Origin of the sequence: Rhodoluna sp., from assembly GCF_036721215.1 — a bacterium.
In the GTDB taxonomy this organism is placed as follows: domain Bacteria; phylum Actinomycetota; class Actinomycetes; order Actinomycetales; family Microbacteriaceae; genus Rhodoluna.
Window position 1 is genome coordinate 94,204 of sequence record NZ_DAIMLM010000002.1, and the last position, 23,529, is coordinate 117,732.

Annotated in this window: 22 protein-coding genes and 1 tRNA gene; 18 read left to right on the forward strand and 5 right to left on the reverse strand. The window is 49.2% G+C overall.

Going from position 1 to position 23,529, the window contains the following annotated elements; translation table 11 throughout:
• Complete coding sequence (ndk, locus tag AC9UCN_RS03750; RefSeq protein WP_509523845.1) at positions 1-417, forward strand: nucleoside-diphosphate kinase; 417 nt, start codon at positions 1-3, stop codon at positions 415-417.
• Here the strand turns inward: ndk and AC9UCN_RS03755 are convergent.
• Positions 414-1,139: a vitamin K epoxide reductase family protein gene (locus tag AC9UCN_RS03755; RefSeq protein WP_509523848.1), complete on the reverse strand. Its 726-nt coding sequence runs from the start codon at positions 1,137-1,139 to the stop codon at positions 414-416. The genes ndk and AC9UCN_RS03755 overlap by 4 nt on opposite strands.
• A gap of 170 nt (positions 1,140-1,309) precedes the next feature.
• Between AC9UCN_RS03755 and AC9UCN_RS03760 the strand changes: the two genes are divergently transcribed.
• From AC9UCN_RS03760 to AC9UCN_RS03820, 13 genes are all read left to right on the forward strand, one after another.
• Entirely contained in the window at positions 1,310-3,373 is a 2,064-nt protein-coding gene (locus AC9UCN_RS03760) for an Rne/Rng family ribonuclease (protein WP_509523850.1), read from the forward strand.
• Positions 3,374-3,439: 66 nt separating this feature from the next.
• Positions 3,440-3,748, forward strand: a complete 309-nt coding sequence (gene rplU / locus AC9UCN_RS03765; protein WP_509523852.1) for a 50S ribosomal protein L21 — start codon at positions 3,440-3,442, stop codon at positions 3,746-3,748.
• 13 nt (positions 3,749-3,761) lie between these two features.
• Complete coding sequence (rpmA, locus tag AC9UCN_RS03770; protein WP_509523854.1) at positions 3,762-4,016, forward strand: 50S ribosomal protein L27; 255 nt, start codon at positions 3,762-3,764, stop codon at positions 4,014-4,016.
• A 75-nt stretch (positions 4,017-4,091) separates the two neighbouring features.
• Positions 4,092-5,612 (forward strand): GTPase ObgE, encoded by a 1,521-nt coding sequence (gene obgE, locus AC9UCN_RS03775; protein WP_509523857.1) that lies wholly within the window; start codon positions 4,092-4,094, stop codon positions 5,610-5,612.
• Positions 5,613-6,410, forward strand: a complete 798-nt coding sequence (gene proB, locus AC9UCN_RS03780; RefSeq protein WP_509523860.1) for a glutamate 5-kinase — start codon at positions 5,613-5,615, stop codon at positions 6,408-6,410.
• A 9-nt stretch (positions 6,411-6,419) separates the two neighbouring features.
• Entirely contained in the window at positions 6,420-7,664 is a 1,245-nt protein-coding gene (locus AC9UCN_RS03785) for a glutamate-5-semialdehyde dehydrogenase (protein WP_509523862.1), read from the forward strand.
• Between the two features lie 35 nt (positions 7,665-7,699).
• Positions 7,700-7,885 (forward strand): hypothetical protein, encoded by a 186-nt coding sequence (locus tag AC9UCN_RS03790; RefSeq protein ID WP_509523865.1) that lies wholly within the window; start codon positions 7,700-7,702, stop codon positions 7,883-7,885.
• A gap of 15 nt (positions 7,886-7,900) precedes the next feature.
• Positions 7,901-8,488, forward strand: coding sequence for a nicotinate-nucleotide adenylyltransferase (nadD, locus tag AC9UCN_RS03795; protein WP_509523867.1), 588 nt, complete (start codon positions 7,901-7,903; stop codon positions 8,486-8,488).
• On the forward strand, positions 8,485-9,288 hold the full coding sequence (locus tag AC9UCN_RS03800; protein WP_509523870.1) for a hypothetical protein: 804 nt from the start codon (positions 8,485-8,487) through the stop codon (positions 9,286-9,288). The genes nadD and AC9UCN_RS03800 overlap by 4 nt, the downstream gene beginning before the upstream one ends.
• Positions 9,289-9,300: 12 nt before the next feature.
• Entirely contained in the window at positions 9,301-9,681 is a 381-nt protein-coding gene (gene rsfS, locus AC9UCN_RS03805) for a ribosome silencing factor (RefSeq protein ID WP_509523872.1), read from the forward strand.
• Positions 9,682-9,701: 20 nt separating this feature from the next.
• Positions 9,702-9,774, forward strand: a tRNA-Ala gene (locus AC9UCN_RS03810).
• Between the two features lie 75 nt (positions 9,775-9,849).
• Positions 9,850-10,473 (forward strand): alpha/beta hydrolase, encoded by a 624-nt coding sequence (locus AC9UCN_RS03815; protein ID WP_509523875.1) that lies wholly within the window; start codon positions 9,850-9,852, stop codon positions 10,471-10,473.
• Between the two features lie 58 nt (positions 10,474-10,531).
• Complete coding sequence (locus AC9UCN_RS03820) at positions 10,532-11,290, forward strand: Bax inhibitor-1/YccA family protein (protein WP_509523877.1); 759 nt, start codon at positions 10,532-10,534, stop codon at positions 11,288-11,290.
• Here AC9UCN_RS03820 and AC9UCN_RS03825 read toward each other — a convergent pair.
• The 4 genes from AC9UCN_RS03825 to AC9UCN_RS03840 form a co-directional block, all read right to left on the reverse strand.
• The gene (locus AC9UCN_RS03825; RefSeq protein WP_509523879.1) at positions 11,270-14,497 is read right to left on the reverse strand and encodes a DNA polymerase III subunit alpha; all 3,228 of its coding nucleotides are present in this window, start codon (positions 14,495-14,497) and stop codon (positions 11,270-11,272) included. The genes AC9UCN_RS03820 and AC9UCN_RS03825 overlap by 21 nt on opposite strands.
• A gap of 2 nt (positions 14,498-14,499) precedes the next feature.
• Positions 14,500-14,790, reverse strand: a complete 291-nt coding sequence (locus AC9UCN_RS03830) for a DUF6504 family protein (RefSeq protein ID WP_509523882.1) — start codon at positions 14,788-14,790, stop codon at positions 14,500-14,502.
• A 100-nt stretch (positions 14,791-14,890) separates the two neighbouring features.
• Positions 14,891-15,544, reverse strand: coding sequence for a DedA family protein (locus tag AC9UCN_RS03835; protein WP_509523885.1), 654 nt, complete (start codon positions 15,542-15,544; stop codon positions 14,891-14,893).
• Positions 15,545-15,591: 47 nt separating this feature from the next.
• A complete protein-coding gene (locus tag AC9UCN_RS03840; protein WP_509523887.1) occupies positions 15,592-16,383 on the reverse strand; it encodes an aminotransferase class IV in 792 nt (263 codons plus the stop codon).
• A gap of 84 nt (positions 16,384-16,467) precedes the next feature.
• Between AC9UCN_RS03840 and pabB the strand changes: the two genes are divergently transcribed.
• The 4 genes from pabB to AC9UCN_RS03860 all read left to right on the forward strand — a co-directional run bounded on the left by pabB (position 16,468) and on the right by AC9UCN_RS03860 (position 23,527).
• Positions 16,468-17,811 (forward strand): aminodeoxychorismate synthase component I, encoded by a 1,344-nt coding sequence (pabB, locus tag AC9UCN_RS03845; protein ID WP_509523889.1) that lies wholly within the window; start codon positions 16,468-16,470, stop codon positions 17,809-17,811.
• Positions 17,812-18,108: 297 nt separating this feature from the next.
• Positions 18,109-20,583: a leucine--tRNA ligase gene (gene leuS, locus AC9UCN_RS03850; protein WP_509523892.1), complete on the forward strand. Its 2,475-nt coding sequence runs from the start codon at positions 18,109-18,111 to the stop codon at positions 20,581-20,583.
• A 62-nt stretch (positions 20,584-20,645) separates the two neighbouring features.
• Complete coding sequence (locus AC9UCN_RS03855) at positions 20,646-21,245, forward strand: helix-hairpin-helix domain-containing protein (RefSeq protein WP_509523895.1); 600 nt, start codon at positions 20,646-20,648, stop codon at positions 21,243-21,245.
• Positions 21,242-23,527 carry a ComEC/Rec2 family competence protein gene (locus AC9UCN_RS03860; protein WP_509523897.1) on the forward strand — a complete coding sequence of 762 codons (2,286 nt, stop codon included), beginning with the start codon at positions 21,242-21,244 and terminating at the stop codon, positions 23,525-23,527. The genes AC9UCN_RS03855 and AC9UCN_RS03860 overlap by 4 nt, the downstream gene beginning before the upstream one ends.
• The last annotated feature ends 2 nt before the right edge of the window (positions 23,528-23,529 follow it).

The following is a 23,529-nucleotide window of genomic DNA, read 5'->3' on the forward strand; positions in this document are numbered from 1 at the left end:
ATGTCTAAGGAACAGACCTTGGTTCTTATCAAGCCTGATGGCGTCGCCCGCTCGTTGACCGGAGAAATAATTAGCCGAATTGAAGCTAAAGGTTACGTTGTGACAGGACTAAAGATGTTGCAGCCAACTGCCAAGCAGCTAGCTGACCACTATGCAGAGCACGAGGGAAAGCCTTTCTATGCTCCACTGATTGAGTTCATGTCTTCTGGCCCTATCGTTGCCATCCGCCTAGAAGGCGATCGAGTTATCGAAGGTTTTAGGGCGCTGGCAGGAGCTACCGATCCAACCACCGCAGCTCCTGGAACCATTAGAGGCGATCTAGGTCGTGACTGGGGCGAGAAGGTTCAAAAGAACTTGGTTCACGGTTCAGATTCAGTGGAATCGGCAACTAGAGAACTTGGAATCTGGTTTAGCTAAAACAGGCTGGGCCACAAGTCCCAGAATTTCCACACCACAGTGGCGCTCAATCCAAAGAACGTCAAGATCGTAAATAGCCAGTGCCAGTCATAGGCATTGACAAAAAATCCAACGGTTTTCACAGGAACAGGAACGATTCCCTCACTGGCCGCAAACAAGAAGTGTTTCCAGAACATTGGAATCATTCCCGCCCAGGCAACCATGCAGTAAGGGCAAAGAGCCCCAATTTCGAAAAGGCTTTGACTAAAGAGCCAAAACACGAATACAAATCCACCAGTCATGCCAAGTGTGAATAGCTGCCAGAACCACTTAGCAAATTTAGCTCCAGCCAAAATTGCAAATCCAATAAGAACTGGTGCGAAAAATGCCGCAAGCCCAATTAGGGGATTAGGAAAACCTAATAGTGAAGCCTGCCAGGTAAGCATCACAGACTTGCAAGAAATAAATGGACTCACATCGCAGCTAAGAACTGCATCGGGATTACTGGCGACTCTAAGCCTCTCGATCGTGAGGGCGAGAGCCGCAATCCAACCGGTAATACCACCAGCAATTAGCATCCACGCAAGTGATACTGGAGCCCCAATAAGGCTTTGTTCAGCTGGTTTTTGAGTCATAAATTCAAGTATTCCACGACAATTCTGGGCTTTTGCCATATTGGTGTCATACTTATACATAGGTGAGCTAGAGCCACATCTTCTAGACGCCACAGGTTTATCGAGCATTTGGCTCCAAGGTATAAGACCCATCTGGGCAGCTGGCAGGGCGTCGTGACAGCAATGACTCGCAACTACAAAGGTTTAGTCGGCTACAAAAGTCGCCGATACAGATTTGATAGCCGAATATCGGCAAAGTGTGTGGGCTTTTGCCAATCGGCAGCTTGGAGTACACCGAAATGGTGAAAGAAAAAGACGATTCAGCTAAAGCTGAGAAGCTTCCAAAGAAAACAGACAAGAAGCCTGCGGCTGCAAAGTCAGAAGAGCCGAAGAGCTCAAAAAAAGCTGACCCAAAGGGTGTCAAAAAGGCCGAACCCAAAGCGGCGGCCAAAGACTCCGACAAAGCTAACGCTAAAGCAGGATCTAAGCCTGCTGCGCTAAGTGCAACATCGCTAATCTTTCAGGCGCCAGATCTTCCGCCGGTTGAGCCTCGCAAAAAGTCAAATAACAAGAAAAGCTCCGATGCCGAATCTGAATCTCACCTGAGAAGAAGATCTCGCCGCAGAGCTGGCGAGCCAATCGATGAATCTTCAGACCTTCCAAACGTTGTAGTAAAGGTCCGCACCCCGCGCGCTCCAAAAGAACCTAGTAACGAACCACAAAGAGTTAAGGGTTCAACCAGGCTTGAGGCCAAAAAGCAGCGTAGGCGTGATGGCAGAGACTCCGGGAGACGGCGTCAGACAATTACTGAAACCGAATTCTTAGCTCGTCGCGAGTCGGTAGATCGCATGATGCTGGTTCGATCCAAGGACGCCAAGATTCAACTTTGTGTTGTTGAAGACAAGGTTTTGGTTGAACACTACGTTGCACAGAGCCAAGACGGTTCGCTTATTGGAAATGTGTACCTCGGTAAAGTCCAGAACGTTCTTCCTTCCATGGAGGCAGCTTTCGTTGACATCGGCAAGGGCAGAAATGCCGTGCTCTATTCCGGCGAAGTCAACTGGGACGCCGATGGACTAGAAGGTAGACCTAGAAAGATTGAGCTTGCTCTCAAATCAGGCGACACCATCTTGGTTCAAGTAACCAAGGACTCAGTTGGCCAAAAGGGTGCTCGACTAACCTCTCAGGTTTCCTTGCCTGGTAGGTACGTGGTCTACGTTCCAAACGGCAACATGAATGGAATCTCCAAGAAGCTTCCAGATTCGGAACGAGTAAGGCTCAAGAAGATTCTGAAGGACATCGTCCCTGAAGAAGCCAGCGTGATTGTAAGAACAGCTGCCGAGGGAGCAACCGAGGAGCAGCTAACTCTTGATGTTCAAAGACTGCAGGCGCAGTGGACCGGGATTCAAAACAAGCTCAAAAAAGCCACCCCGCCGACCCTGCTGCACTCCGAGCCAGACCTTCTGGTCAAGATTGTTCGAGACGTTTTCAACGAGGACTTCCAGAAGATGATTATTGCTGGCTCTGACGCCCAGTCGGTTATCACCGAGTACTTGGAGTCTGTGGCGCCGGATCTGATGGACCGGGTTGAAAGCTACACCGGTAAGGATGACCTTTTTGATCACTACCGAGTGGGTGAGCAGATTGACAAGGCATTGGAGCGCAAGGTTTATCTTCCATCTGGTGGATCTCTCGTTATCGACCGTACCGAGGCCATGACCGTAGTTGATGTGAACACCGGAAAGTTCATCGGAAGTGGTGGAAACCTCGAAGAAACAGTAACCAAGAACAACTTGGAAGCTGCTGAGGAAATCGTTCGTCAACTTAGACTGCGCGACATCGGTGGAATCATCGTTGTGGACTTTATCGACATGGTGCTTGAATCCAACAGAGATCTAGTTTCCAGGCGACTTATTGAATGCCTAGGCCGTGACCGCACCAAGCATCAGGTTGCTGAAGTGACCTCTCTAGGTCTTGTTCAAATGACCAGAAAGAAGCTTGGAATTGGGCTTTTGGAATCTTTCAGCGAGCCATGTGCGGTTTGTGATTCCAGGGGAGTAATTGTTCACCACGAGCCAATTGTTCGCTCCCGCTCGAACAATGAAGGAAAGAGCGAGAAAAAGCGCAAGGGTCACATGGATGTTGCAAACGTCGTGACCCCTGAAAAGGCTGTCGAGATCAACAACGTAATGGCCAAGATCGCAGCTTCCACTCTGGGCAAAACAGCCGAGGCAGAGCCTGTTGCCGACCCTAAGGCCGCAGGCCTGGAATCCATTCTTGAGGCCCTTCCAGAGGCAAAGCAGGACGCAAAACGCAAGCCGAGGCGGGCATCCAGCGATGGACCGGTTGACCCCAAGGCTTAGGCCCCATTAGACTAGGGATTTGTTGCCCAGGTGGTAACAATCCAAACTTAGAAAAAGGTAAAACAAGTGGTTTACGCAGTAGTTCGCGCAGGCGGTCGTCAAGAGAAGGTTTCGGTTGGAACCATCGTGACTTTAGACCGAGTAAAAGCTGACAAAAGTGGAAAAATTCAACTTCCAGCTTTGTTGTTGGTAGATGGCGACAAGGTTACAACCGATGCCACAACCCTTGCTTCCGTTAAGGTAACCGCAGAGGTCATGAACGACCTTCGTGGACCAAAGATCATTATTCAGAAGTACAAGAACAAGACTGGGTACAAAAGAAAGCAGGGCTTCCGCTCTGAACTTACCCGCGTCAAAGTACTAGAGATCAAGTAAAGGACTAGAACAAATGGCATCCAAAAAAGGCGTTAGCTCCACCAGAAACGGTAGAGACTCCAATGCTCAGCGTCTTGGCGTAAAGCGTTACGCAGGCCAGGAAGTCAACGCAGGAGAAATCCTTGTTCGTCAGCGTGGAACACACTTTCACCCGGGAAAGAACGTAGGCAAGGGCAAGGATGACACTTTGTTCGCTCTAGCCACAGGTGCCGTGCAATACGGAACCAAGGGTGGTCGCCGAGTAGTAAACATCGTTGAGGCTGCATAAGTCTAGAACGACAAGAAGTTTCTACTAAAGGCGAGCCAAAGGCTCGCCTTTAGTTATTTACAGGAAGGGACGAAATTGATTTCATTTGTTGATCAAGTCACCCTTCATTTGCGCGCTGGAGATGGCGGAAAAGGTTGCGTCTCGGTTAAGCGCGAGAAGTTCAAACCACTTGGCGGCCCTGACGGAGCTAACGGTGGTGACGGTGGTTCTATCACCCTGGTAGCCGATGCCAACACCACCACTTTGCTTGATTACCATTTCCACCCACATCGCGCCGGAGGAGACGGTGCAGCCGGTGCAGGAGATTTTAGAAATGGTGCTCAGGGCGTTGACCTAAGGTTGCCTGTTCCAGTTGGCACGATTGTGAAAAAGCCAACCGGAGAATTCATCGCCGATCTAGACGAAGCCGGTATGGAACTTGTCGTCGCTGAAGGCGGAGTCGGTGGACTTGGAAACGCAGCACTTTCTTCAACCAAGCGCAAAGCTCCAGGTTTTGCACTGCTTGGAGTTCCGGGTTGGGCAGGGGATGTAGTACTCGAGCTCAAAACCGTTGCCGACATCGCACTAGTTGGTTACCCAAGCGCCGGAAAATCTTCACTGATTGCTGCAGTTTCGGCGGCACGGCCGAAGATTGCCGACTATCCGTTCACCACCCTTCATCCAAATCTCGGTGTCGTGCAGGCTGGAGAAACCAGGTTTACCATCGCCGATGTTCCAGGACTTATTGAAGGAGCAAGCGAAGGAAAAGGGCTAGGGCTAGAGTTTTTGCGTCACGTCGAAAGATGTGCTGCACTGCTGCACGTAATTGACTGCGCAACTCTTGAACCAAACAGGGATCCGATATCCGATCTTGACAAGGTTCTAAAGGAACTCGATGCCTACCAAGTTCCAGAAGGTCAAGTCCCGCTAACTAAGAGGCCTGCGCTAATTGCCCTAAACAAGATTGACATCCCTGACGCCAAGGAGTTGGCATCGTTTATCCGGCCAGAACTTGAGGCCAGGGGATTCGAAGTATTCGAGGTGTCCGCCGCTTCACATGCAGGGCTAAAAGAACTTAAGTACGCGATGGCCAAGCTTGTCGAATCGGAGCGAAAGTCAAAAGCTGATGTTCCGGCCAGAGCACGTATTACTTTGATGCAGGCCAGAAAAGAAGACAGCAAGTTCACCATCGTTCGCGAAGAATCTGGAATGGAAGAGTTCTTCCGTATCCTTGGCGCCAAGCCAGAACGCTGGGTTGCCCAAACTGAGTTTGGAAATGAAGAAGCAGTTGGTTACCTTGCTGACCGCTTGGCAAAGATTGGCATTGAAGATGCTCTCTTCAAGGCCGGAGCGTCCTCCGGTTCAACCGTGGTGATTGGCCCGGGAGATGGAATCATCTTTGATTGGGAACCAACCATTGCCTCCACCGCCGAGCTTCTTGTCAGTCCTCGTGGAACAGATCCTAGGTTCGGGCCGCTAAACGATCGCCGCACAACAGCTGAGCGTCGAAAGCGCTACCAAGAAATGATGGATGCAAGATCTGCTTTCCGTGACCAGATGGAAAAAGACCGCAAGTCCGGAGCTTGGAGCACGCCTTTGCCAGAGGAGGAAAAGTAAATGTCTGAAAAAGCTAACTGGCTTGAAGGCGCAAAAAGAGTTGTAGTCAAGATTGGTTCAAATTCGGTAACCGGTGTAAACGAAGACAAGATAGACAACCTCGTTGATGCACTCGCTAAGGCAATGGAGCGCGGCACTGAAATAGTCCTTGTGTCATCGGGAGCCATTGCCACCGGTATGCCACTTTTTGACTTCGAGAAAAAACCCACAGACCTAGAAACTTTTCAGGCTCTAGCAGCGGTTGGTCAGTTCCGTTTGGTCTCCAAGTACCAGAAGTCTCTCGAAAGATTCGGGATTATCGCCGGTCAGGTCTTACTGACTGTTCCGGACATTGAGAATCACGAAAGCCGGGACAATGCAAGAAAGGCTTTAGAGAGACTCTTCGAACTCAAGGCGCTTCCCATTGTGAACGAGAACGACACCGTGGCTACTACAGAAATTCGCTTTGGAGATAATGATCATCTGGCTGCCATGGTTTCAAACCTGATTGGTGCAGATGCATTAGTTTTACTAAGTGATGTTGATGGTATTTATGACATCCCGCCCACTAACCCTGCGGCAAAGCTGATTTCCCACGTTCCATTTGATATGGACATGAGTGCCTTAGAAATTGGTGGAACGAATACGGGTGTTGGAACCGGTGGGGCAATCACAAAAGTTGCAGCGGCCAGGGAGTGCACAGAAGCCGGAATAGCGGTTATCGTCACCAATGCAGACAATGTTGGCTTGGTTCTTTCTGGAACTAACTCTGGAACCTTCTTTGAACCTAAACCACAAACCAGTAAGGCTCGGGGCTAGGCTCGAATCATGACCGCGTTACAAAGAATTCAGGCAGCTAAAGACGCTAGCTACACAATGGCCAGTGCCTCAACTGCGTCCAAGAACGCAGCACTGAAGTCAATTGCCGAGTTACTTGTTGCTCGCAGTGCTGAGATTCTCGCAGCAAACTCAATTGACTTAGAGCAGGCCGTCAAATCAAATCTTGCGACCGGATTACAAGATCGCCTGCGGCTTAGTGATGTGAGAATAAAATCCTTGGCTGATTCAATTAATGAGGTAATTGCGCTACCGGACCCAATAGGGGAGATAGTCCAGTCCAAGACTCTTGAGAATGGACTAGACCTAACTCAGATACGTGTTCCTTTTGGAGTAATCGGTGTTATCTACGAAGCTAGACCGAATGTGACTATCGACATCAGCGCCTTGGCAATTAAGTCTGGAAATGCTGTTGTCCTTCGCGGTGGAACTGCTGCCGAAAACACCAACATCGCCCTGGCGAAAATACTCAAGGAAGCCTTGGCAAGTTCAAGCCTTAGCCCAGAGCTGGTTCAAACAGTTGATGACTTTGGCAGAGAAGGCGCGAACGAGATGATGGCAGCTCGTGGCCTAATTGACGTACTAATTCCAAGGGGAAGCGCAAGTTTGATTAATGCCGTAGTCGAAGGATCAAAAGTTCCGGTTATTCAAACCGGTGACGGTGTGACCCACGTGTTTATCGACGAATCCGCTAACTCAGACTGGGCTGTTGAGATTGTGTTCAACTCAAAGGTGCAACGCCCAGCTACTTGCAATGCGTTGGAAACATTACTGGTTCACGAAGCAGTTGCCTCAACTATTCTTCCCAAGGTTCTCGATCGCTTGGTAGCTGCTGGAGTAACACTTCACGCCGACCAGCAAGTAAACAGCATCTATCCAGATTCCGTTTTGGCAACCGAGGCAGACTGGCATGCCGAGTACTACACGCTGGATTTGGCAGTCAAAGTGGTCGCTTCTTTGGATGAGGCAATGGATCACATAAAGAAGTACTCAACCCACCACACTGAATCGATAATCACAAGCGATCAAGCTCACGCGGAACGTTTCCTAAACGAAATCGATTCAGCGGTAGTTATGGTCAATGCCTCAACGAGATTTACCGATGGTGGGCAGTTTGGCTTCGGAACTGAGGTTGGGATTTCAACTCAAAAGCTGCATGCCCGCGGTCCGATGGGGCTAAGAGAGTTAACAAGCACGAAATGGCTGGCTAGAGGTGCCGGCCAAACGCGGGCCTAGGTTATTCTAGGTATAACACTTCTAAGGAGACCATTTTGCTAGCTGTACTTCTATCTGAGACCGATGGTGTGTTCATACAACACAGCGAACTTCCAATTCCTGCTCTAGCTTTTGGGGCCATTGCGATGAGCGTGTTTATCCTTCTTGCTTTTGTTGTTTACTCGTATCGCGATGTAGCCAACCGCCACGATCACAAGAATTCGAGCTCGCAAGGTCACTAGGCCTCCAAATTCTCTATGGCTAAAATTCGACTGGGAGTTATGGGTGGAACCTTTGACCCAATTCACAACGGCCACTTAGTAGCCGCCAGCGAAGTCGCAGCCGCACTAAAGCTCGATCAAGTGGTATTCGTTCCAACGGGTGAGCCAGAGAAGAAACCAGAAGTTACCGGTGGTGAGCATCGCTACCTCATGACAGTTATTGCAACAGCGGCCAATCCAAGATTCTTAGTTTCTAGAGTTGACATCGATAGAGACAAGCCCACTTATACAGTTGATACCCTTACGGATCTCAAGAACAGCTATCCAGATGCGGAACTTTTCTTCATAACCGGAAGCGATGCTATTGCCCAAATTTTGGCATGGAAAGAAGTGCAGCGACTTTGGGATTTGGCACACTTTGTTGCCGTTAGTAGGCCAGGCCATGCTCTTCAGATTCCAGACGTTCCTAAAGGAACCGTGACTGTTGTTGAAGTTCCAGCGCTTTCCATCAGCTCAACTGACTGTAGGAACAGAGTTTCTAATGGTGAACCTATTTGGTATCTAGTTCCTGATGGTGTGGTTCAGTACATTGGTAAGCATGGCTTATACAAGGGACTCTCATGAGCGATAGCCCCACATTTCAGTCGAGAAGAGAACGTAGGGCAGCCGAGTCAACTGCTGTCGATAAGCAACCTTTAGAGAAAACCACAACAGCTCCGTCCTTTGAGCCATACATTCCTTCATTTTCTGAACCGGCACCCGAAAACACCGGTTACATACCGTACGTTCCAGAGGCAGCACCTCCGTTGCCTCAAACTCCCAGCTACGAACCATACGTAATTCCTCCAAGCCAGCCGCAGGTGGCAAAATCTCGTCGCGAACTTCGGGGCCTAAATGACCTAAAGGAGTCCGCTGCAACTGACAGGTCACCGCTTTTTGACGATCACACCCTCACTGGATCAGTTCCTGTTATCGCGACACCAGATATCTTTTTGGAACCAGTAACCGGTTCTAATTTTGGCTCAACTGCAAATTTGGGTATTGAGCCAGTAACTGCATCGATCATTTTGGACAAAGTTCCGGACATGCTCTCTGGATCTATTGTTCTTTCAGGCTCTGGACCGGCAGTAACAACTGGTTCAATTCAGATTCCAACCGTTGATCCAACTACGGGTAGCATCACCGTAATCTTGGAAAGCGAACAAGCAGACGAAGCTGTTGCTGAAGATAGCCTCAATTCATTCGTTTCCTCAGTGGCCCCAATCCGCGCTGCTGGAATTGCTAAAACTAGGGCCAAGGTAGTTGAGCTGACCCTGATCAACCGAAAAGGCCAAGGGCAGGTCTATGCGGTTATGTCCACTGTTGTTCTCATGATTTCCGTAGGAGCACTTACGGTGGCTGCGTTCATGCTTGGAATCTTATAAAGATGGGTGTTTGTGAGCGCTACTAAAAAAGCAATTGAAGTTGCAGAACTAGCTGCAGCGGCCGCTTCTGACAAAGTAGCTGAAAACATCGTCGCTCTTGATGTTTCGTCTCACATGCCACTAACGGATATATTCCTTATTGCCTCTGGGAGAAATGAGCGCCAAGTCGTTGGAATCTCTGATGGCATCGAAGAAAAGCTTTTAGAGCAAGGCATCAAACTACTTCGTCGCGAAGGAAAAGCCGGGGGACGATGGGTACTTCTAGACTTTGGAGAAATAATCTGCCACGTCATGCACGAGGAAGATCGCGTCTACTACTCGCTCGAAAGAATCTGGAGCGACTGCCCGGAGCTAAAGCTAACTGCTTTGTCAGCTAGCCCCAGTTTGAGCTAAGCTAACAAAGTTATACATCAGGGCCTGTGGCGCAGCTGGTAGCGCACCTGCATGGCATGCAGGGGGTCAGGGGTTCAAATCCCCTCAGGTCCACAACTAAGTAGCCCCTAGGGGGCTACTTTTTTGTTTAACTCCTAAAAATTCTGAATTGAAATCTAGACTGAGATGATGTCCGAAGAAAAACTTTCCAGACCACACGTCTGGCTGCCATCTGCGCAATCTGCGAACACCCTTTTGCTATTGCACGGATCTGGTGCGGATGAGTTTGATCTATTGTCTTTGGGCAAGGCCCTGGATCCTTCAGCTAACATCTTGTCTCCACGGGGCCTAGCTAGCCAGGATGGCATGGTGAGATTCTTCGAGTATTTTGAGGACTTTAGCGCCAAGGAAGACACCCTGCTTGAAGCCGTTCAGTCATTGGCTGAGTTTCTCAAGCTAGCGAGTAAGCATTACGGGTTTGACCCGGCACGGGTAACTGCTGTCGGGTTCTCTAACGGAGCTCACATGGCTGGAGCCTTGCTAACGGTGCACCCTGAGCTACTTAGAGGAATTGTTGCCTTTGGCACTACTAGGGCTTTTGTGGAGACCGAATTCAAGCCAAACCTCGAGGGTAAGTTCGTATTCATCGCCAACGGAGAGAAGGATCCTTACTCACCTAGGCAAAAAACTGAGGAAATGATTCAGGAGTTTGGGGCTTGGGGAGCCAGAGTTGAGGTCCTGATGCACCCTGGAGGGCACCAGATTAGCCCTGAGCACGTCGCAATACTTGCCCGGGAGCTAGCGCTCAGCTAACTTTCAGGAAATCGGCTTAGAATTTAGGTGTTACACCAACAGACAAAAGGAGAACATCTTGTCCCACAACCCAGTGTTTAACCGCTCAATGCAAACCGGATTGCAGGCTGCTCGTGAGGTTCCTCAGGACCTTGTGGATGCAGAATTTTCTAAGATTGCTTCCAAAAATGAGCCAATGACCGTTGAGGGAACAGCTGGCAAGGTAGCAGCAATCTTCGTTGTGTTGCTGATTACAGCCGCTGCCACTTGGTTCTTCCAGCCGCTTCAGGCTCTTTGGTTCCCAGCAATGTTTGTTGGTCTTGGTCTTGCTTTGTGGATCACCTTTTCTAAGAAGGTCATGCCAGCTGTAATTGTTGCCTACGCAGCAGTTGAAGGTGTTTTCTTGGGTGGAATTTCGGCGATGTTCGAGTCCATGTACCCAGGCATTGTTCAGTCCGCAGTTTTGGCAACCTTGACTACCGCTGGTGCGATGTTTGCCGCTTACCGCTTTGGTTGGATCAAGGTTGATGCCAGGTTCACCAGAATCATGACCTTTGCAATCGTTGGTTACCTAATCTTTGCTGTTATCAACCTAGGTTTTGTTTTGATCACCGGAGGGGCTGGCGTTTACGGCTCTGCTTTTGGATGGCTTGCTGGATTGGTAGGTGCAGGTCTTGCAGCCTTCACACTGAATCTTGATTTTGAGACCATCATGGTTGGAGCTAGAGACAAGTGGCCAGTAGATATGGAATGGCGCGCAGCTTTTGGTCTTGCCGTTACCCTTATCTGGCTTTACGTGGAAATTCTTCGCTTGTTGTCAATTTTCAACCGCGACTAAATTCTTCTTAAGGTATTGCTGCCACAGTTTATTTAGGTCCCAGGCGTTTTCAGCCATTACCGATACGCCTTTGACGCCGGTTCTTCTGGTTTTACCTGATACCAGCATGAGCTTGGTGTTGAAAAGTACGTGACTTGATCGCTCCTGGGCTTGATCAAAAAATGTGGCATCTGAACACCCTGTGCCATCATCGAGGGTTATAAAGACAACTCTCTTTCCTGAACGCATTGGGGGAGACTGGGTTGCAACCCTTACGCCAGCAACCAAAACATCAGTTTTGGATCTAAGCCCAACAAGTTCGCTGGCTCGAACAACGCCCATTTGATCCAGCATCGGCTGATACTTTGCCAGCTGATGGTCTGTGACATCCATGCCAAGTAGGTCCATTTCACTTTCCAACTGAAGCTCTTTAGTGAATTCGGGGTTTCCCTTAGGCATCAAATCAATCAAGTCAAAATCAAGCATTGGCTGATCTTTGGTGAGCTTCGGTCTTGATTTCAAGGCGCTTAGCTGCCTAACTCTTTCGAGCACATCTCCTCGAGTGTGATCTTGGCTGTTAGCCCCAAGTTGATCCAAGGCACCGATTAGCGCAAGGTTCTTAGCGGTAGCCCTTCCCGGGTTAGCTCGCAAGTAGAAATCGGCAAGGTCTTTATAGGGGGCATTATCGATAATGCGACCAATTTCTGCCCCAGAAATGCCATAAAGATCAGTGAGCGCCATACGAATAGCTAGTCCATTAGGGGTTTTCTCCACCAGATACTCATCTTTGGACTCATTCACATCAACCCCAAGAATCTTCACCCCGAGTCTTCTGGCTTCTGCAAGCAGCAAGCGCTTTGGATACATTCCAGGGTCGTGGGTGAATAGGCCAGCTAAAAACTCAGTTGGGTAGTGAGTTTTTAGCCAGGCGCTTTGGTAGGTAGGTAGCGCAAAGGCAGCCCCGTGAGCCTTGCAGAAACCAAAGCTTCCAAAGCCATCAAGTACGCTCCAGATGCGATCAACAACAACTCTCGAGTAGCCGCGCTTAGTGGCGTTTTCTTTGAAGAACTTCTCAACAAACTTGCGGTCTTTTTCAAGAGATCTTCTAAGCTCATCAGCTTTAGCCAGCGAGCAACCAGTCATAACGTTCAGAATCTTTAGCAATTGCTCGTGAAAGATAACAACACCGTGGGTGGATTTTAGAATCGGCTCCAGATCAGGATGTATGAAATCTGGCTTGATAAACCCATGTCTGCCATCTAGGTATGGGGAGATCATGTTGCCCTTCATCGGACCTGGCCTAAACAGCGAAATCTGTATCGTTAGGTCATTAAACTCCGTGGGCTGGTGCTTACCGGTTAGCTCTCTTTGGCCTGGGCTTTCAATTTGGAACACCCCAAGGGTGTTTGTGGTCCTTATTTGCTTGAAAGTTTCCGCGTCATCTCTCGCAATGGAATCTAGATCAATGCTTTTTTTGGAGACCCGCTCTATTTCCCTAATCGCGTAGGCCATGCTCGATTGCATCCTGACCCCAAGAATGTCTAGTTTGAGCATTCCCATTGGGTCCATATCATCCTTATCGAATTGACTCATCGGAAGCCCCAGACCGCTTGGCTCAACCGGGGTGTGAGCAAGAAGTTGTTCGTTACCGAGTATCACTCCGCAGGGGTGCATTGAGATGTGCCTTGGGAGTCGATCTAATCGTTCAGTGACATCAACCAAAAGGTTTAACCTGCGGTCAGTTTCTAGCTGGGCAGCAAGTTGCTTCAGCTCTGGTTTTTTTCCTAACATTCCACGAAAATCTCTCGCGCTAAAGCGCCAGATGCTTTTTGCTATCTCATCAATTTGTTCTGGCTCGAATCCAAGAGCTAGGCCACCATCTCTTACGGCACCTCGACCGCGATAGGTGGACTGCATCGAAAGTAGCGTGACCCTGTTGCCGCCGTAGCGCTTGAATATTGCCCGGTAAATTTCATGTCTTCTGGCTGATTCAACATCGATATCGATATCTGGCAAGCTAGAGCGCTCGGTGCTTAGGAATCTTTCGAACAGTAACTCATGCTCTATCGGGTCAACACTTGAGATACCAAGTAGGTAATTGACCATTGAGCCAGCTCCAGAGCCTCGAGCTGCCGTTCTGATTCTCATGTCTCTGATCATCTGGGCAACATCGGCAACGGTTAGAAAGTAGGTAGCAAAACCTAGCTTGTTGATGGTTATTAGTTCTTGATGCAGGCGGTGCCTAATGGGCAATAGCTTGTCTTCACTTTTATCAGGATATCGCCAGTTGATTCCGGTGTGAGCTTTTTGCCACAGCACCTCAAAGGGGTTTCCCTCAATGCCGAGCGCTGACTTCTCAGGGGTTTTGGGCTTGGACCAACCACAATCCGATACCGGATCTAGCCTTAGCTGTTTTGCTAGCGCTTCGGTATTAGAAAGTAGCTCTAGGGCCAGAGTTTTACTCTCGGTAATTTCTAGAGCTAGCTTTTCCATCAAGCTCGCGGGCTTTAGCCAAGCCTGGGCGTTTGGTTGTGGGTCAAATAAGCCAAGCGCCTCTAGATGCCTTGCGGCATCTAGGACATCGCCGGTTAGCGCATCATCTGGTTCAAGGTATCTAACGGCGTTGGTTAGTACCGGTGTAATGCCGATAGTTTTGGCAAGCTGCAGCATTCTTTTAGCCTGCATGGTGGAGTAGTTGGTTCCTGGTTCAGTTAGGTGTGAAACTATTTCAACCGCAAGCGCTGATTTGTAAGGAAGCAACTCTTGCCACTCCAAAAGTTTCTTGGCAGCATCAGTGGCATTGGAAAGTATTGTTGCTTGACCAAAATCAGAATCGGGCCCAAGCAGTATGGTGCAGTTGGCTTTACTGTCTGTTGCCATCAATGCAGCTAGATCTTTTTGAGAAGTAACTACTTCTTTTTTGCTTTTTTTCTGAGCTGCAGAAATGATTCTGCAAAGAGCGGCCCAACCGGTGCCGTTGTTATGACCCCTGGCAAGTATTGTTACGGTTCCTTTGTGCTGCACGTTTAGTCGAACTCCAACTATCGGTGCAATGCTTTGGCTTAGGCAAGCACCGATGTGCTTTACGGCACCATAGAGACCATTTAGATCTGTTATCGCGAGCGCGTCAAAACCTAAAGCACTTGCAGCTTTAGCAAGCTCGTCTGGCTTAGCGGTTCCAAAATGAAACGAGTAAGCAGAGGAAACGTTCAGGTGGGTAAATGACATTGCTATCCAAATATTCGAATTAGCTGCCAGCTGTTGGTTGCTTCGGTGTGAATTAGCTCAAACTGAGCGGGGGAGGAGTTTTCTTTACTGGCACTTAGTCGCCACATCTCAAGCTCTAGAACCCCAGCTCCGATACCACGCTGGGCTCTGGCGGACTCATCCCACCAGTTCTTTCTGGAAAACCAGCGAACCGGCTTAGTGATCACCTGATAGCTACCATTTCGCCAGCTAAAGCCCACCGGCTCACCCGCTTGGTTAGTTGCTACCTGGATTGACTCGTCTACCCTGATCATTTGCTTGCCCCATAGTGCTCTAATTATTCGAACAAGTGTTCGAATAATTAGTGTATGGGTATCAGCCGACAATCAAAAATCGGCCTATCCAGGGCCCTAACTAGGCCTTTGGGGAGTCCTCGGCAATCATCTTGTCGGCAGCCTTGGAGATCTTCTTCTTGGCAAAGTGGATCAAAACAATGAATAGGGCGATGATGCCCACAAAGATAAAGGCACCAAATTTGAAGTTTGAGGCCACCTCCTCGTAGCTAGCCCTGGCGATGTAGCCAATTGCGACATAGACGACAGACCACACCAGGCAGGCAGCAAAGGTCCATGAAATAAAGGTCTTGTATCTCATCTTGGTGGCTCCCGCCACAACCGGAACTAGCGAGTGCAACACGGGTAGGAACCTGGAGATTGCTACGGCTGGGCCACCTCTTTTTTCAACGAAGATGTCAGCTCGTCGCCAATTCTCTTCACCAAAGCGCTGGCCTAGCTTGGAGGCCCTGATCCGATCGCCAAAGAGTCTTCCGATAAAAAAGCCGATGGTTTCACCGATTAGCGAACCTAGTAAAACTGCACCTATGAGCCAAAAAAAGTCTGAAAGGTCAACAACGCCAGTCGAGGCCACAAGCACAACCGTGTCTCCTGGCATGATCAAGCCAATAAACAAAGAAGTCTCGAGCATGATCGCGACCCCAGCGGCAACATTTCGCCAAACAGGATCAACACCCTGGACTAAAGCCAGTAGCCAGTCGAGAGCTTCATTCACGCTGTTAATCCTGCCACAGAAAGGTTGGAATCTACTGTGTGACTGCTTTAGCCAACCTGAGTGCTCAGTAGCTTTAATCGCTTGGTAAATGGTTCCAGCTGGGAAGAACTAGGTAGCTCATCTGACAATCCCACCCAGGAAGTAACTGGAACTATGCCATTTAGAGAGCTAAGAGCCCAGATCGGCAGCTTCACAAGATCTTCGGGCTTGATGTTTTCAACCCTGGTTTCAATGCCCATTTGACTGGCTATCTCAAAAAGCTCTTGTCTGGTAATAGAAGGTAACCAATTGGTTTGATCATCCGAGGAGCAAAGCACATTGCCCCGCCACCAAACCAAGGCACTTAGCGCACCCTCAGCGACAAAGCCTTTGGAATCAGTGATGACCGCTTCGGTGGCTCCGTTCATGTTGGCATGGCGCCGAAGCTGCTGGCATAAAGATAGGTCAGGACCTTTGACCAACGGAGACAGCCTTGGGTCAGCATCTGGGTATTGCCATAAAACTATTGATTCCACCGGCGCTGGCGCTTCACGAAGTCTGAGGTGTAGTCGATCCGCTGGCTCTTGCTCGCCGTGATACTCGATTCTTGGAAACCACCGACCTTCTCTCGGAGTCAGGCGTCTAACCTCGGCGAAGAAACCTTTCAACAGAGACTCTTGATTAGGGTCCTCAGCGATAACCCAGTTGGCGAATCTATCGAAGTGAGCCTGCAAGGATCTAACGGCACCGTTTTCAACCAGCCAGGAGTCAGCTACCTTTAGTTGAACTTCGGGGCCGGAAACAATAAGCGGCTTAAGCTCTGCGTTTTCTAGGCGGTAAAAATCCCCCAGAATGCTCATCGATTACTCCTATAGGCCTTGGTCTAATCTATAGAGTACGAGCTTTTCTTTCAGCCCAAATCAATCTCACACAAGGTGGCCATTTTGCGTCTAGAGCTAGCCAAGCTCCGTGGCTTTGTGAACCCAGCTGACATCTTTATATCCATCCACAAAGATGATCCAAACACCTTCTGGCTGGATAGATCAACCCACCCCGACGAACCAGTTTCCGTTATTGGCTCCGCAGGCTCAACACTTGATCTTGGCAACAACCCGCTTGAAGCTATCAACAGCCATCTGGCCAAAATCAAGGAATCTATCGATAGCTTCCCCGAAGATCAGATTCCATTTAGCTTTAGGCCAGGGCTGGTTGGCTATCTAGGCTACGAGATGCTCAAAGGCGCTCGCGAGATAGCCTCTGGCGAAAAAGCTGAGCTAATGATTATTGATCGAGCGATGGTATTTGACCACCGCGATCGTCACATGTATTTCGTTGGTCTATTTGAAACCGAGGCCGAATTTCAAAACTGGCACCGTGCAGCCCTACTTCGATTGACCTTGGTGGGAGGGGAGTTCGGTTCTTACATGCAACGAACCAAAGAGCCAAAAATTATTTCCAGCAAGCTTCGTCATTCACCGGATAAGTATCTGGAGCTAATAGAAAAGTGCAAGCAGCACATCGCCTCGGGGGATGTGTATCAGCTTTGTTTGACGAATCAGATTCTTATTGAGCACGACGCAGACCCGCTAAAGACATTCCTGACTCTCAGGCAGCAAAACCCAGCACCTTACGGAAGCTACATCAAGACAGGAAACCGTGAAATAGTCAGCTCCTCACCTGAGCAATTTCTAAGAGTTACCGCTGAAGGCAAAATATCTAGCAAGCCAATCAAGGGAACTCGTCCAAGGTCGCAAGTTCCTGTTGAAGATGAGCTGCTAGCCAAAGAGCTGAAAGAAAACGAAAAAGAGCAAGCCGAGAACCTAATGATTGTTGACCTAATGCGAAATGATCTAGGAAGAATTTGCGAACCAGGGTCAGTCACCGTTGAAAAGCTCTTTGACGTTGAATCATATGCAACAGTTCATCAGCTAGTCAGCACTGTTACTGGAGAGCTTCTTGCAAATCAAAATGCCGTCACAGCATTGGAAGCCTGCTTTCCGGCTGGATCAATGACTGGAGCGCCAAAGATTCGAGCCATAGAGATTCTGGAAGATTTAGAAGCGGGCCCTCGCGGGGTTTACTCGGGAGCGATTGGATATCTAGGTTTTGATGGTTCGGCTGATCTAGGGATGACCATCAGGACGTTGGTGTTTGAGGGAAATTCTGCGAGCCTTGGGGTTGGTGGGGGAATCACAATTGATTCCAATCCAGAGCAGGAACTTCAAGAAACTATGCTCAAAGCAGAGGCACTTCTTAGAACCCTGGGAGGCACAACTTGGAATCACTAGCCCTGGTTGTCACCATCATTTTCTTTGGCCTTATATTTCTTGGCCTAGTTGGACCAGTTCTTTCAATCCTGTTTCGAAAGAACAAAATTGGAAAGTATTGGGTAATTTCCTATCTGGTGCTACTTGGAGGGTTAACTTTATTAGCCTGGGCTGGAAGCCCAGCGCTTGGTGCAATACCTCTTTTCGCTTTAGCAATCACGGGGGCCATTGCTTTTTGGCCTAAATCAAACAAGTAATTCTTTGCTTGGCTCTTGGTAGCCTTTACTAGCAAGTTCGTAAATCAGCAGGAGAATTCAAGTGTCCACCGAGTCAGAGCAGTATGACGCTAAGTCTTTAGCGGATAAGTGGCTGCCTGTTTGGGATGAGCTAAAACCTTTTGACTCCGGCAAAGCTGATGACAAAAGACCAAGGAAATACGTTTTGGACATGTTCCCCTATCCATCTGGCGATCTTCACATGGGTCATGCCGAGGCCTATGCACTAGGCGATGTCATCGCCAGGTACTGGATCCAGCAGGGCTATAACGTCATGCACCCAATCGGTTGGGACTCGTTCGGACTTCCAGCAGAAAACGCGGCTATTAAACGAGGCCTAGACCCAAGGGGCTGGACCTACGACAATATTGCTCAACAAAAAACTTCGATGCGCAGATACGCCTGCAGTTTTGACTGGGACCGGGTTCTAATTACTTCAGATCCTGAGTATTACAAATGGAATCAGTGGCTGTTTCTAGAGTTTTACAAAAAAGGCTTGGCATATCGCAAGAACTCCAACGTTAACTGGTGCCCATCTTGCCAAACAGTTCTTGCTAACGAGCAAGTAGTCCAGGGTCTCTGTGAGAGGTGTGACACTGCCGTAACTAAGAAAGCTCTGACTCAGTGGTATTTCAAAGTCACTGACTATGCCGACCGGTTGCTTGACGATCTAGACACGCTTGAGGGTGCCTGGCCACAAAAAGTTCTTTCGATGCAACGCAACTGGATCGGAAGGTCCTATGGAGCGGTAGTCAAGTTTGAAATAGAGGGCAGGTCAGCACCTATCGAGGTTTACACCACAAGACCAGACACTCTATTTGGTGCAACCTTTATGGTTGTGGCCGCTGATTCTGATTTGGCAGCAGAACTTGCAGCAGGCTCGAGCCCAGAGGTTCGCATGAAGTACCAAGACTTTTTGGAAGCCACCAAGAAAAGTAATGACATCGAAAGATTGGCAACCGACCGACCAAAAAACGGTGTTGATCTTGGAAGGTTTGCAATTAATCCAGTCAATGGTGAGCGCATTCCAATTTGGTTGGCGGATTATGTATTAGCTGACTATGGAACAGGAGCCATCATGGCTGTTCCAGCTCACGATCAGCGAGATTTAGATTTTGCCAAGACCAATGGTTTACCTGTGCAAGTGGTAGTAGAAACTGGCGAGCCAGATCCTTCCGAATCTGGGGTAGCAACTACCGGCGATGGCGTCTTGGTGAACTCTGGAGAGCTCAACGGATTGAACAAGGCTGAGGCCATCAAGAAGATCACGGCAACACTTGAAGCCGCAGAAAAAGGAAAAACCGCAAAGAATTTCCGCCTACGTGACTGGTTGATTTCTAGGCAGCGTTACTGGGGAACTCCGTTTCCTATTGTTTACTGCGACACTTGTGGCGAAGTTCCAGTTCCTGAATCTGAGCTTCCGATTAAGCTTCCAGATTCCAAGGGCTTGGATCTGTCTCCTAAGGGCACCTCACCGCTTGGAGCAGCAACCGACTGGGTAAATGTGCCGTGCCCGAAATGTGCCGGTCCCGCCAAGCGCGATACAGACACCATGGATACCTTTGTTGACTCCTCTTGGTACTTCCTAAGATTCTTATCGCCAGATTCCGATACTGAAGCTTTTTCTAAATCAGAGGCTAAGCAGTGGGCGCCGGTTGATCAGTATGTGGGTGGCGTAACGCACGCTATCTTGCACCTGTTGTATGCACGTTTTTTCACCAAGGCACTGCATGACCTAGGCTATCTAGATTTTGAGGAACCATTTACCAGATTGCTAAATCAGGGCATGGTTCAAATGAATGGTTCTGCGATGAGTAAATCTCGTGGAAACCTTGTTCGTCTTTCTGAGCAGCTCGACGAACACGGCGTAGATGCAGTTCGTCTCACCATGGCATTTGCAGGGCCTCCAGAAGATGATATTGACTGGGCTGATGTTTCACCTGCTGCGAGCTCAAAGTTCCTAGCTCGTGCCTGGAGATGTGCCAATGAAGTTCAGTCTGAGCCTGGAGTGGACTACGGCACCGGAGATATCGAACTTCGAAGAGCCACGCATCTTTTCTTGCAACAGTTCCCGGAGCAGATCGAATCGTTCAAGTTCAACGTTGGTGTTGCCAAGGTTATGGAATTGGTAAACGCATTGCGTAAGGCAATCGATGGAAAGCCTGGACCTAAAGATCCTGCTGTTCGAGAAGCAGCAGAGACGGTAGCCAAGGCGCTTAGCTTGTTTTCCCCATATACTGCAGAGGATATGTGGCAAGCGCTGGGGCACCAGCCAGCTGTTGCCCTAGCAGGATTTGCTAAGCCAATTCCGGAGCTGCTTGTTCAAACCAGCTTGACCGCGGTGGTACAAATCGATGGCAAGCTTCGTGACAAGTTTGAAGTTTCGCCTGAGATTTCAGCTGAGGAACTTGAAGCCCTAGCGATGAGTTCTGATGTTGTGAAAAAGGCGCTTGAAGGCAAGAGCGTAAAAAATGTAATTGTTCGAGCTCCAAAGCTTGTCAATATAGCAACCTCGTAGGTTTTACACAGATTCCATCCGGCCAGTTAAAGCGGTAGCTTCGCTATCTAGCCTTGAGCTACATGGAATGGCTAAAAAATCAAGTTATAGCCGCCCTCTCTGGCGATCAAAAGGTTTCTAAGCAGCTGCTTATTGCCCTCGCTGGGGTGGTTGCCGTGGCTTCGTTGGTTTTAGTTGCAGTGAATAGACCAGAGCCACTGACTGGTGAGTTTTCCGTTAGTGCCGATGAAACAGTGAACGAAGTAAGCCAGCAGTATTTATATGTTCATGTAGTTGGTGAAGTTGAATCGCCAGGGATGTATCAATTGCCAATTGGGGCAAGGCTTGTTGATGCTGTCTTTGCTGCCGGCGGACTAACTGAGGAAGCCGATAACTCTAGCGTCAACCTCGCCCGCGAGCTCACCGACGGTGAGCAGATCATTGTTTTTTCAACTTCCCAAGAAGGTCAAGCAGCCGGCACAACCGCATCTGGACTCGTTAGCTTGAATCGTGCCGGCGATAAAGAGCTTGAAGAGCTGCCAGGAATTGGGCCTGCGCTAGCGGGGCGAATCATTGCTTGGCGTGAAGCCAACGGGGGCTTCAAGTCGGTTCAGGACCTTCTCAAAGTAAGCGGCATTGGGGAGAGCCTGCTTTCTGGAGTAATTGATCTGGTAACCCTTTGACGCTCAGTGTCGCAGCGGTGGTGTTGTGGGGACTACTTGCGCTAGTTGCGACCGTAAACGAGATCCCTAGCTGGCTACTTCTTGCACTAGGCGGTGCTTTGTTTGCGATCACAATTTTTCTTCCAGATCGCAAAAGAGCCCTTGCCGCACTACTGGGAGCGGCGCTAGCTCTCTCAGGATTGTCATTTTGGCTTCAGTCGCAGATCAATAAACCAGATTGGTTACTTGATTACGCTTCTTCAAAAGCGAAAGCCGTGGTTGTGGTTGAAATTCTGAATCGGCCTAAAGCTATCTCCACTGATTTTGGCAACAACCCAATCTATGGAGTTGCGGTAAGACTGCAAGAGATAAACGACGAGTCAGTATCTGGCAGGGGATACCTGATCTACTCAGAAGCCAAGCTGGTTCGAGGCAACGTCATTGAGGTTGAGGCAAGCTTCGAAGAAGCCGGTAGAAATGCCAGGGACGCTTTCCTATTGAAACCCAAAGGTGAAATCACAATTGTTTCCGAACCTTTGGGCCAACTGGCATTTTTCAATGACTTACGAGCAAACTACGTAGCTCTGTTGTCAGGAGTCACACCCGATTCAAAAGTCTTGGTTGCAGGACTTGCCATGGGTGAAATCGCAGATCTAAGCCAAGAGCTTGAAGAGCAAATGCGCTCGGTTTCACTTACTCATCTTGTTGCAGTGTCAGGAGCAAACTGCGCGATTGTGGTGGGAATGGTTTATTTGATCTGCGTTCGACTACGTCTTGGAAGAACTGGAAGAACCGTGGTCTCGTTGACCTCACTGGTTGGTTACGTGCTGTTGGTTGGTCCTGACCCGAGTGTTCTTAGGGCAGCAGTTATGACAGCGAGCGTTATCGTCATGGTCGCTTTAGGGCGAAGAACCTGGGCACTAAATGCTCTAGCTATTGCAGCAATCATTCTTTTGATTGCGGATCCGTGGCTGGCGGTTGAATACGGATTTGGTTTGTCGGTGTTGGCAACGTCTGGAATCTTGCTACTTGCTCCAGCAATGACCGAAAAGCTAGCCACCAAGATGCCTCTACCCTTAGCTCTTGGTTTGTCAGTAACCATGTCTGCACAGCTTCTTTGCTTACCATTGCTGCTGCAATTGCAGCCTGGATTGCCAACCTATTCGGTTGTCGCAAACCTACTGGCAGGACCCATGGTGGCACCGGTCACGGTGCTAGGAATTTTGGCGGTAATTCTCACCCCCATAGCCCCATGGCTAGTTGGACCGATTACTTGGCTGGCATCCCTTGGCACATTTTTGATTGAGAGCGTTGCAATCTTTTTTGCTGAACTGCCTATTGTTTACTTTCCTTGGGTTACTGGATTATCCGCGACAATCTTGAGCGGTCTGTTGATCTTGATGGTTAGCGCATGGCTGCGCTCTAACCTTCCCAGGCTCAGGCAAGCCAGCGTTGCTGGTCTGGTGATTGTTGCGGTTTCAACTCTCTCGGTGCCAGCCGCATCAGAAATTCTGCCAGGGGGATGGCCACTTCGTGATTGGGAGGTAGTCGCCTGCGATGTTGGACAAGGAGACGCTCTTGTTATCAAATCCCTTGGTCGAGTTGCGGTAGTTGACGTTGGTAAAGATGAAGAGCTAACTGATAACTGCCTAACTGAGCTCGGAGTGAGAACGATTGACTTACTGGTGCTAACTCATTTTGATTTTGATCACGTTGGTGGACTAACTGGAGCTCTTGGAGGCAGAGTGGTCTCCCACGCAATTGTTTCTGGTTTTCCGGATGACCGACCAGCAACTAAAAGCTCTCTCGAGCAGCTCAAGGAGATTAGAGCCCAAGTAATAGTTGCCGAACCAACCATCAGCGGCTCCCTTGGAGAATTTGGCTGGAGAGTGCTAGCGCCAACCAAGACTGCATCGGAGGCTAAAGATTCTAACGACGCCTCGGTCACTATGGTTTTTCGTTCTTCCAGAATTGATCTTGTTCTTCTTGGTGACCTCGGTGCTGAGGGGCAGGAGCGGGTTTCAAGATCTGTAATGCAAGTTCTTGGAAGCTCTAACAAACCACTGATTCTTAAAGTTTCTCACCATGGATCAAATGATCAGTCTGCAAGCTTCCACGAGCAGTTGAAACCAGATCTTGCCCTGATTTCCGTTGGTGCGGAAAATGGCTATGGTCACCCCGGGAAACAAGCACTTCAGATTCTTGGCTCGGTTGGCGCTCAAGTTCTGCGCACGGACTTACTGGGTGCAATTGCTATTTCGAGTGCTGGTGGCGAGCTTCAGTGGTCCGCTACCGGTAGGTAGGC

Excerpts from the sequence above, each read along its gene's own strand:
- AC9UCN_RS03785 (WP_509523862.1), top strand. The coding sequence starts at position 6,420 with ATGACCGCGTTACAAAGAATTCAGGCAGCTAAAGACGCTAGCTACACA.
- AC9UCN_RS03815 (WP_509523875.1), top strand. The coding sequence starts at position 9,850 with ATGTCCGAAGAAAAACTTTCCAGACCACACGTCTGGCTGCCATCTGCG.
- AC9UCN_RS03855 (WP_509523895.1), top strand. The coding sequence starts at position 20,646 with ATGGAATGGCTAAAAAATCAAGTTATAGCCGCCCTCTCTGGCGATCAA.
- nadD (WP_509523867.1), top strand. The coding sequence starts at position 7,901 with ATGGCTAAAATTCGACTGGGAGTTATGGGTGGAACCTTTGACCCAATT.
- AC9UCN_RS03840 (WP_509523887.1), bottom strand. The coding sequence starts at position 16,383 with ATGAGCATTCTGGGGGATTTTTACCGCCTAGAAAACGCAGAGCTTAAG.
- ndk (WP_509523845.1), top strand. The coding sequence starts at position 1 with ATGTCTAAGGAACAGACCTTGGTTCTTATCAAGCCTGATGGCGTCGCC.
- rpmA (WP_509523854.1), top strand. The coding sequence starts at position 3,762 with ATGGCATCCAAAAAAGGCGTTAGCTCCACCAGAAACGGTAGAGACTCC.
- AC9UCN_RS03830 (WP_509523882.1), bottom strand. The coding sequence starts at position 14,790 with ATGATCAGGGTAGACGAGTCAATCCAGGTAGCAACTAACCAAGCGGGT.
- proB (WP_509523860.1), top strand. The coding sequence starts at position 5,613 with ATGTCTGAAAAAGCTAACTGGCTTGAAGGCGCAAAAAGAGTTGTAGTC.
- AC9UCN_RS03825 (WP_509523879.1), bottom strand. The coding sequence starts at position 14,497 with ATGTCATTTACCCACCTGAACGTTTCCTCTGCTTACTCGTTTCATTTT.
- AC9UCN_RS03755 (WP_509523848.1), bottom strand. The coding sequence starts at position 1,139 with ATGCTCGATAAACCTGTGGCGTCTAGAAGATGTGGCTCTAGCTCACCT.
- AC9UCN_RS03800 (WP_509523870.1), top strand. The coding sequence starts at position 8,485 with ATGAGCGATAGCCCCACATTTCAGTCGAGAAGAGAACGTAGGGCAGCC.
- AC9UCN_RS03760 (WP_509523850.1), top strand. The coding sequence starts at position 1,310 with ATGGTGAAAGAAAAAGACGATTCAGCTAAAGCTGAGAAGCTTCCAAAG.